Below are 10359 nucleotides of genomic sequence, written 5' to 3'. Positions count from 1 at the left end.
CGGCCCCGGCAATCTCAAGCCAGGCCCTGCTCCAACAACCACCGCCGCACCATTCTCTGCTGCTCCACCGACAGGCCAGACACCACTGCCTCAAGAGGCCGACCAGCCTGCAACTCCCGCACCACCGGCGCCAGCTCCACCCCCTGCAAATGCCAAACCCCCAACGGCTGATCCGCCGTCACCACCACCTCGGCCGCATCCACCAGCCCGTCACGCAACACCGGCCGCCGCTCGACCCTCACCGCGCGCCAGTCCGCCGCCACGTGCAATGCCTGCATGTCCGGCCACCCCTGCCGCCGCGCCCAGAACGGCTGCCCCACCCGCCCCTGCTCCTGTCCATAGAAATCGCGCCCGATCCGGGCAAAGCGCAAAAACAGCTGCTCGATCCGCTGCTGGTGAAACTGCCGCGCCACCCCTGCCCGCTCGGGCCTGCGCAGCAAGGTATTGATCACCACCGGCGCCTGCAACGCCGAAGACAGCGACTGGAAGATCCCGTTGCCCGACAGCGGGTCAACGGCCATCGCGGCATCGCCCACGCGTATCCAGTCCTGCCCGACGCACTCACCGGCCAGAATCGCGGTGCTGCTGCGCGCATGCACCTGTGCCGGTACCAACGCCTGGGCATCGAACAGCTCGGCCACCAGTGCACTGCGAGCACGCCGTGCCGCACAGAAGTCCGCCAACCCGGCCTTGCCCGGCAGCCCGGCGGCGTCCAGGGTGACTTGCCAGTAGCAGCGGCCATCTTCCAGGCGCGCCATCCACGCCCAACCATCCTCCAGGCTCTCCACCGCCGACGCTGGCGCACCAGGGTTGGCCTGCCAGACATTCAGCAAGCTGACCGTCTCCGGCCCGCGCAGGCGATCTGCGGCAAGCGGGGCCTGGCGGCCTCGGGCTTCGACCAGGAAATCGGCCTGCAGTACCTGCCCATCGTCCAGGCGAACAAGATGACCGCCCTCGTGCGCGACCTCGCGTACCCGCCCCTCGATCACGCTCACACCCGCCCGCTGAAGGTCGTCGCGCAGCGCCCGATCAAAACGTTGCCGGTCGAGCAGAAACTCCTGGTTCAGTTGCAGTTGCTGGCCGTTCCAGTGCACCTGCCGAGTGGCCGGTATGGCCGCCTGGCTCAAGGCACCTCCAAGCCCCGCATGACGCAAGCCTTCAAGCACCCGTTGCGATACCCCCTCGACCGCCGCGAACCGGCGCCACTCGGACACCACCGTGACCGCGTAACCCAGCCGCCGCAGGCCAATGGCCGTGGCCGCCCCCGCAGGGCCTGCCCCCAGCACCACAATGCGCGGTTCAGCCATGGCCGGCACCTCGTCGCTCGGGGCCGGCAAACGCCGCGTGGTGGCGCAACCAGTCATGCACCTGCTGGCAGTCCATGCCTGGCGCCTCACGCAACAACGCCGCAATCCTGCCGCTCAAGGCCGCGCACCCCAGGCTCGCGCCCGCCCTGTCGCCCGTCCCCACATAACCGCCAAAGTCTGCCTGTCGGCTACCCAGCCAAGACCACTGGCCCGGCGCGCACCGGGCATCGCCGGTGACCCGGATCACCCCGGGGTAGTTGGCCGGATACACTGGCCCGCCCTGGGCCGGGCTGGACGCGCACAACAGCACACCCGCGGCCAAAGCCTCGGCGCAGGCCTGGTGCAACACAGGCCGGTCCTGCTGCAGGCCAAGGCTGAGGTTGACCAGCGTAGCCCCCGCCTCCACCAGCCACAGCAGCGCGGCCGCCACCTGCAAGGCGCTGGTGCTGGCCTGGGTGCTGAACACCTGGGCCAGCAGCACGGGCACCGGCCCGGCCTCCCGCTGCAAGCCGGCGAGCACCGCGCTACCGTGCCCAAGCTGGTCGGGCAGCATTTCACCTTCGCGCAGCTGGCCGTCCTCCAGCCAGAAGCGACGCGCGCCCAGCAAGGCGCTGGCCTGCTCCGGCGAGCAGCCACTGTCGATGACACCAACGCGCAAGTCAGTGCCCATGCTTGATCACCTCCCTGGGCAGCACCTGCAACTGGCCATCGTGCAGCTGCAGGTGCAGGTCGGCATCGGCCAGAGTCGAAGCACGGTGGCTGATCAGGATGCGCGTGCGGCCGGCGAATAGCTGGTCGATGGCCGCAATCACTTCGCGCTCGGTGGCTTCGTCCACCGCCGAGGTGGCCTCGTCCAGCACCAGGATCGCCGGCGCCTGCAGCACTGCGCGGGCGATGGCAATGCGTTGTTTCTGCCCGCCGGACAGCTGCTGGCCGCGCTCGCCCAGCAGGCCGTCCAGGCCCAGCGGCAGGCTGTCGACCAGGCTGTCCAGCCGCGCCAGGCGCACCACCCGCTGCAGTTCCGCACGGCTGGCCTCGGGCACGCCGTAGGTCAGGTTCTGCGCCAGGGTGCCACGGAACAGCACGATATCCTGGCTGACCACCGCGATGCGCCGACGCAGCGCGGCCAGGTCCAGCTCGCGCAGGTCGGTGCCATCCAGCAGGATGCGCCCGGCGTCCGGGTCGTAGAAGCGCTGCAACAGGTCGATCAGGGTCGACTTGCCTACCCCCGAGGCACCGCTGATGGCTACCTTGAGGCCACCCGGCACGCACACCTGCACGTTGTTCAGCACCGCGCCCTGGCGCCCTTCATGGGCAAAGCTCACCCCTTCCAGACGCAATTCGCCCGGGCCATCGGGCATGGGCTGCGGGTTGACTGCAGGGCGCACAGCCACGGCCTCCTGCTTCAGTTCCATCACCCGCCCCAGGCTTACCGCCATGCGCTGCACCGCCACGTACAGGCCCAGCAGGCTCTGCACTGGCCCTACCGCCATGCCCATGTAGGTGGAAAAAGCGATCAGCGCCCCCAGTTGCCAGGTACCCTGGATCACCCACCAGCCGCCGACCAGAAACGCGCAGGCGCGGCACCATGAGGTCAGCGTGCCGGGAATGGCCTGGGTGAAGAATTCGGTCACCTGCACCTTGAGCAACTGGCGCATGTAGCCCTGGCCCAGCTGGTCCAGGCGCCCCGCCTCACGGCCTTGCTGGCCGGCGGCCTGGATGAACTTCATCGCTGGCAGGGTTTCGACCAGGAACGACGACACATCCGCCGAGCGTTCGCGCAGACTGCGTACTTCGCGCTCCACCTTGCGCCGCATCCAGCGCAACCACAGCACTTCGATCGGCACCAGTAGCGCCAGCAGCAGTGACAGTTGCCACGACAGCATCAGCATCAACACCACCGCGCCCACCAGGCCGATCACCGCCGACACCGCCGAAAACAGCGAATCCACGGCAAAGCGCTGGATTTCCGCCACATCGCCATCCAGCCGCGAAAGGATGTCACCGATGCGCCGCCGCCCGTAGAACGTCGGCGACAACTGCTGCAGGTGGCGGTACAGGTCATCGCGCAGGGCAAACAGGATGCGCCCCGACAAGCGCGTATGCAGGTAGCGGTTGATCCCGGCCAGCACGGTACCCAGCAGGCCCGCAGCGATCATGATTGCCGCCATGTGCCAGAGGGTCTGGTAGTCCTTGGCCAGCAGCCCCTCGTCGATCAGCGTCTTTACCAGCCAGGGTTGCGCCAGCGCCAGCAACGAGGCGCCCAGCGACAAACCGAGCAACAGGCCGATGGCGCGCCGATGGGGGCGTACGAAGCCATACAGCCAGGCCAACGCCTGGCGCATCAGTACAGGGTCGCTGGATTCCACCAGCCGGGCGAACAGGCCGCCCATGTCAGCCGCGCAACTGCTTGAGCTTGCGGTACAGCGTCGCCCGGCTGATACCCAGCGCCTCGGCCGCCGCGGACACGTTGCCCTGATGGCGCGCCAAGGCGCCACGGATCAGCTCCAGTTCGTTGTCCTTGAGGCTACCGGAGGGTGCCGTGCCGCTGGCCAGTTCGTCCAACAGGCAGTCGGTGAGGTGGTCGAGGGTCAACACCTGCTCACCGTCCTCGCGCATGGCCAGCGCCGTGCGCACGACCATTTCCAGCTGGCGGATGTTGCCCGGCCAGTCAAAGCCTTCGAGCAGCGCGGTCAGGGCCGGGTCCAGGGTCACGCCCCGGGCATCGGACTTGTCCAGCAGCCCCTGGATGATCGCCGCCAGGTCATCGCGCTCGCGCAGCGCCGGCAAGCGCAGCGACACACCGTTGACCCGGTAGTACAGGTCTTCGCGAAAGTGCTGTTCCTGCACCAGGCGCTTGAGGTCGCGGTGCGTGGCACAGATCAAGGCCACGTCGATGTCCTGCTCGTCGCCGGCGCCCAGCGGCGCTACACGGCGCTCCTGCAGTACCCGCAACAGGCGCGCCTGCAGCGCTAGCGGCATGTCGCCGATCTCATCGAGGAACAGCGTGCCACCATGCGCCTGCATCAGCCGCCCGACCATGCCGCCCCGGCGCGAACCGGTGAACGCACCTTCACGGTAGCCGAACAGCTCGGACTCGATCAGCCCTTCGGGAATGGCCGCGCAGTTGACTGCCACAAACGGCTTGTCGGCTCGCGGGCTGGCCTGGTGCAGGGCTCGGGCGACGACCTCCTTGCCGGTACCGGTCTCGCCCAGCAACAGCACCGGCAGGCCATTGCCCAGCCCCTGGCGGGCCATGCGCAGGTTGCGCGCCAGGCGCGGGTCACCACCGGCCAGGGCGTCGAGTGCCGGCGACTGCTTGCCCAGCGCCGGCTTGCTCACCGGCGTGCTGCCGTTGACCCGGCCATGGCGCGGCAGCTGCAGGGCGCGGAAGTAGAACTCGCCCTTGGCCGTTTGCACGCTGCTCACCCCGCCCTGCCACAGGCGCGCGATGAAGGCCGGTGAACGCTCACCCAGCAAGTCGCTGCTGCGCCGGCCCAACAGCTCATGGCGCGGCACCTGCAACAGCTGGCAGGCGCTGTCGTTGGCAGCCAGCACTTCACCGTCCAGGCTCAGCGCCAGCAGGCCATGCCAGGCGCTGTTGAGGTACTGCGGGCGGCTGTGGAAGGCCAGCACCAATTGCTCCGGGTGGCACAGGCCAAAAAGACGGCTTTCGATGTTGCCGGCGGCCAGCATCAGCGTCGACAGGCTGTCCTGTGGCTGCGCCATCACCCCTTCGCGGGTGATATCGAGCACACCGATCACTTCGCCGCGCGGGTCGCGCAGGGGCACGGAGGTGCAGGAGAACGGGCTGAGGCGGTCGAGGTAGTGTTCGCCGCAATTGATCAGCGTCGGCCGACCTTCCACCACGGCAGTGCCGATGGCGTTGGTGCCACGCAATGACTCGCTCCAGCAACTGCCCGGGTGCAGGTCGCGCAGGCCCTCGCGGCTGAGCACGTGGGTCTGGCCTTCGATGGCCAGCACGTTGGCCTGGGCATCGCCGAGGATGACGATGCCGGCCTTGCCCTGGCGCGCAACCAGGTAGTCCAGTTCGGGGGTAACGGCGTCGACCAGCAGGCGGTTGCGCTCCAGCAGCATGCGCAGGTCATGGCCCTGCTCCAGGCCCAGGCCGACCTGTTCACCTTGCAGGCAATCCAGGCCATGGCCCAGGCTGCGGCGCCAGGAAGCGTCAATCTCGTCGCGCAGCATGCCCAGCGGCAGCTCGCCTTCGCTGGCCAGTTTCAGACGGGCCTGGCGGGATTCGTGCAGCGGGTCGTGGGCGTTTGTTATTAGTTGTCGCGCCATTTTCTGCTCCGGCTGTGCCCCGCCAAGGTGGCGGGGAACGGGCTTGGGAATTTTCCGCAGTGTGCGGGAGAAATGGCTGGGCGTCATCTGGTTGATGGATTGGGGATGGCCGGGGTGTATGGCTTGGGTTTTGGGTAAGGGCCGAAATCGAGCGCCGCCCGCGCGGCGCTCGATCTCACAAGCGCCAAATCTCTACCGCCAAACACCTCGTAGTCCACCCCCGAACGCACGGCAAACAACGGCGGATGGCTGCACTCGCACGTGGAGAAACTGGAGGACGCCGTGGTGGCGCGTACAGAGGTGCCCCACGCATAGCCGCCATAAAACGAAACAGCTGGGCACAAAAAAAGCCAACGGTATCGCAGAGCGGACGCTTGTGCGCTTTTGATATTTTGAGTGAGCTTGTGACAATTGAACATCGTGATCACACACCGAATGAGGTGATCACTTAGTCCCTCAAGGAGCAGGCACTGTACCTTGCTGCCGAATCTCCATTGCTTTATCCGATTCCTCCTGTAAACGAAATGAATCTCTACGAACAATAGGCATTCTTACTTCTGCTCGAACAACAACCTTCCCAAACAACGAGCTACCAACCCTCATCGTATATTCGGACCTAACATAGTTGCCGGAAATACCTTTACCTTTGCGAAAGTTCAGGAAACTTTGCTTTTTTGCATACACTCCGTAAACATGCGGCGTGAGACCTCTGTCAGCAGCATAACCAGCATATTCCGCAGCCACTTGAAATTTGGAAGCAAAATAAAACCCTTCCCCCAACACCGCCCGACCGCTGGACCTATAAAAAAACTTGGAGCTTAGCCCGGCTTCTAATGAATTCTTGTCTTCAAGCGCACCGCCATGATAACCAATCAACGAATAGCCTTTAGGCACTTTACTAGAGTCTCCAAACAAACCTGCAAAAAATCTCCCTATTCTAGAACGCCCTGCTGGATCTTGAAAATTCACAGGATCCCCGCAACAGTACGCGTATGCATTCATGCCACCTGCGGAAAATGGGCTCATACTGTCTGAGCTATTGAACCGCATCAATGATGCGTTGTATGCTCGATATCCATTGCCCAATATATAAAGCCCACTCACTTGATCTATTTTCTCACCATTAAAATTAAGCAGACCCAATCGATTCGGACTATACCCATAAACCGAGTATGCGGAAAATCGTGAAAACTTCTTAGGCATCACCATTGACCTCCCCACCAAATAACAGACCATTAATGTTCCAGACTTAAATTTCAAAGAGGCGAAAGAGACGCAACAAAAGCAAACACCCACTTACTAGTTACTGACGGCAGGCAAACTTTCCGACATAAACATGCCGAGCTTAATCACAAACACCAATACAGCCATCACAACCCGCCCACCACCAACCATTAACCTAGAGTAGCCGCTTTTAAAAACAGCTCAACTGGCAATTTTGATAGTTGCAGAATTCAAATTTCAGCCAATTGAAATTATCGGCGCAGCTTCTTTCTAATTTGTATGGTCGTTGCCGAAGTCGGAAGTCAGTAGCTACACCTCACGCCCGCTGATTCTGGGGGCATCTGCTGGCGCAGGGGATCGAACGGCGGTTGTGGCAGGTGGCGGGGGATGCAATCCTTGTGTGGCTTGCCGGCGATCACCAACGCAGCCGGTGCCATCCACCGCGTCGGCTGCTTCGCGGGCTAGCCCGCTCCCACAGGGATCGCGCCAAACCAAGTCCCCTCGGCAGGTACCAACATCACGGGACTGTATTGCGGGTCGCATTAAAGTAAGCACAGGAGAAGCGTATAGGCGAAGGTCTGCACCGACGTCTGCTGCCTGCCTACATTTAGCCTGACTGAGCTATTACGGATCGTTGACATGCTCCTTTTTTACCAAAGAACAGTCACAATAAAAATTTAAACATGCACAAGACACATTGACACGAACTCTTCGCGAAGCCCCTGCATTTACCAGATCATTAAAAGGGTGCCTCATTCGACTTAGCAGGCACTACCGCCCTGCCTTCTTTACCAGATCGGACAGCAATCAAATTATACGCGAACTCTCTGATCACAATTTCGCCATACTTCCGTTCCATAGGGAAACTCTCGCGTACCCTAAAGGAGTAATCCCGACCTAACTTCAGGCGACTAAAATTTTCAGTATAAACACCATACACCTCAGACTCATGCCCTTTCTTCTTAAGGTCCTGAGCATATTCCAACGGCCTCTTCTTATCGGGAGCCAGATAGAAACCCTCACCGAAACGCTGTGCATAACTCGACCCTTGAAAACGCACATTTAATCCAGACTTCAGACTGGGACCATGCGCCTTGGTGCTTCCATGATACCCTATCAGGTCCCAATTACTGGGGACCTCGACAGGCAAAGCAGTAGTCAGGGATCGCATGGAGCCATAGATTGGCCTTGACGAGTCAAAATAAACTTCCTTGCTTACACTAACAACAGCCTTAACTAACCTCCCCGCCCCATTCGCACGCGGTAAACCCCCGTGCAACCTTGAATGTCCATCTGGATCTCGAAAATTTATTGGGTCACCAATGCAATAGCCATACGAATTCAGACCTCCTGTTTCGAACGGGCTCATACTGTCTGGGGAATTGAAGCGCATCAAGACAGGATTGAACCCTCGATAGCCATTACCCAACAGGTAATGCCCAGTTATTGGATCTGCTCGCTCACCATTAAACGCGAGCAATTTTGAACATCCCGAGCGATACCCATAAGGTGTATAGCTGAGAGCCCGCCACAACTGTCGCTGACATTCATTCAGGCCATTTGTATTTTTGCGCGGCATTAGCATGTACCACACGAGCTGTCATTAGCGCGAGCTTCTCACAATACATCTGAACTCACCACTGGCATAAATGCCAGTTTTCATGCTGTTACATTCATGCTAGTCCTGTAACGCTGCTATACCCAGCGTCGGCAGAACAGAGGGCAGATCATGGGTTCCAGGCACAATGACAATGTGATCTATTTGATGGGCTGTTATCTGGCAGAAATCCGAGTTCTGTCGAAATCTACCCATTAAAACCAGCATGGACTTGGAGGATTCTATCGCCTGCATTGGCCTCTTCCCGGGTAAACCAGCTCCCACAGGGACGGCGTCGCACTTGAGATCACGCGGTACCTGTGAGAGCGGGCATGCCCGCGAATACCGGCAAAGCCGGTGCCATCCACCGCGTCGTCTGCTTCGCGGGCGCGCCCGCTCCCACAGGGACGGCGCGGGCTTCGAGTTGACGCTGATCCTTTGTGGGAGCGGGCATGCCCGCGAACACCGGCAAAGCCGGTGCCATCCACCGCGTCGCCTGTTTCGCGGGCACGCCCGCTCCCACAGGTACTGCGCTAGCTGCGAATTGACGCGGTACCTGTGGAGGCGGGTTTACCCGCGAAGAGGCCCTCAAGGTCAATCACGGCTGCCGCTTGGCCAACTGCTGCCTCTCTACCCCATCCAGCAACGCTTCCACCACCGCCTTGGCCGAATCCAGCCCATGGTCATTGCTCAACAACAGATCACAGCAGGTCCCCTTGGCCAGCTCCAGTGCCTTGAGATTGGTCGCAAATGCCCCTTTGAGCAGTATGGACAGATGCACCAGCGCATCTTCTTAGTCCACCCCCGAACGCACGGCAAACAACGGCGGATGGCTACATTCGCAGGTGGAGAAACACTTCCGTTGCCGCCCCTCACTCATCACCGGCTGACGCAATCCATGCTGGTAGCCCATGCAGGGGCTCTGGTCAGCAACAGTGGCTACACCTGCGGCAGGGAATACAGCTTGATGGTGCTGAGCCACTTTTTGCTGGGCCTGGGCTGAGGTGATCACGTAGTTCCCCATGGGTCAGGCCCTTTACCTTGCCTCCAAAGCTCCATTGCTTTATCCTTCTTCTCCTGCATATAAAATGAACCCCTACGAACAATAGGCATTCTTACTTCTTCTCGAACGACAACTCCCCCAAACAACGAGCTATCAATCATCATTGCGTTTCCGATACGCGCATAGTTGCCGTCAACACCTTTGCGAAAGCTCTGGAAACTCCGTTCTTTTGCATACACTCCGTAAACATGCGGCGTGAGACCTTTAGCAGCAGCAAGACCAGCATATTCCGCAGCCACTTGAAATTTGGAAGCAAAATAAAATCCTTCCCCCATCAGCGCCTGACCGCTGGCGCTACCAGAGAACTTGGAACTTAGCCCAGTTTCCAGTGAATTTCTGTTTTCAAGCGCCCCACCATGATAACCAATCAATGAATAGCCTTCAGGCACTGTTGTAGGTTGCTTAGCGGGCAAAATATTAGATGCTGAACCAAATGCTTTTCTAGCGCTTCGAAACAAACCTGCAAAAAACCCTCTTACGGAATGCCCTGCTGGATCTTGGAAGTTTACAGGATCCCCAAGGCAGTAAGCATATGCATTAATTCCACCAGCAGAAAAAGGACTCATACTGTCTGGACAATTGAACCTCATCAATGATGCGCTGAATGCTCGATACCCATTACCCAAAATATAAAATCCGGTTGACCGATCTATTCGCTCGCCATTAAATCCCAGAAGAGTCAGTCGACTCGGGTTATACCCATAAACCGAGTAAGCGGAAGACCGCGACAGCTTATTATGCTTCATCATGTTGACCGCCCTCTATCAAGCAACAAAATACCAGTACGCAGACTTCGCGCCCGCCATTAGAGCTGAGAGCTGCAAATCGAAACATGCGAAAACAAAAGCGAACATCGACACCGC

General features: G+C 60.4%; 7 protein-coding genes and 1 pseudogene. All 8 read right to left on the bottom strand.

Features of this window, described 5'->3' with window-relative positions:
• Positions 1-14: 14 nt before the first annotated feature.
• Positions 15-1307 carry a flavin-dependent monooxygenase QhpG gene (gene qhpG, locus M2S36_RS13585; protein WP_333957275.1) on the bottom strand — a complete coding sequence of 431 codons (1293 nt, stop codon included), beginning with the start codon at positions 1305-1307 and terminating at the stop codon, positions 15-17.
• Positions 1300-1977: a subtilisin-like serine protease QhpE gene (gene qhpE, locus M2S36_RS13580; RefSeq protein WP_233687656.1), complete on the bottom strand. Its 678-nt coding sequence runs from the start codon at positions 1975-1977 to the stop codon at positions 1300-1302. The genes qhpG and qhpE overlap by 8 nt, the downstream gene beginning before the upstream one ends.
• Positions 1967-3700 (bottom strand): ABC transporter ATP-binding protein, encoded by a 1734-nt coding sequence (locus M2S36_RS13575; protein WP_333957273.1) that lies wholly within the window; start codon positions 3698-3700, stop codon positions 1967-1969. Before M2S36_RS13575 ends, qhpE begins: the two co-directional genes overlap by 11 nt.
• A gap of 1 nt (position 3701) precedes the next feature.
• Positions 3702-5612, bottom strand: coding sequence for a sigma-54-dependent Fis family transcriptional regulator (locus M2S36_RS13570; RefSeq protein ID WP_063914257.1), 1911 nt, complete (start codon positions 5610-5612; stop codon positions 3702-3704).
• Between the two features lie 456 nt (positions 5613-6068).
• Entirely contained in the window at positions 6069-6815 is a 747-nt protein-coding gene (locus M2S36_RS25120) for an RHS repeat-associated core domain-containing protein (RefSeq protein ID WP_402800179.1), read from the bottom strand.
• A 1305-nt stretch (positions 6816-8120) separates the two neighbouring features.
• Positions 8121-8331, bottom strand: a pseudogene (locus M2S36_RS13560) (RHS repeat-associated core domain-containing protein); the annotation flags it as partial.
• Between the two features lie 700 nt (positions 8332-9031).
• On the bottom strand, positions 9032-9217 hold the full coding sequence (locus M2S36_RS13555; RefSeq protein WP_325176034.1) for a hypothetical protein: 186 nt from the start codon (positions 9215-9217) through the stop codon (positions 9032-9034).
• 224 nt (positions 9218-9441) lie between these two features.
• Complete coding sequence (locus M2S36_RS13550) at positions 9442-10245, bottom strand: RHS repeat-associated core domain-containing protein (protein ID WP_333957272.1); 804 nt, start codon at positions 10243-10245, stop codon at positions 9442-9444.
• Positions 10246-10359: the final 114 nt, after the last annotated feature.

Origin of the sequence: Pseudomonas sp. SF2 (assembly GCF_036858055.1) — a bacterium.
Taxonomy (GTDB): domain Bacteria; phylum Pseudomonadota; class Gammaproteobacteria; order Pseudomonadales; family Pseudomonadaceae; genus Aquipseudomonas.
Note: the sequence above shows the minus strand (reverse complement) of the source record. Positions and strands in the feature narration are given on the sequence as shown.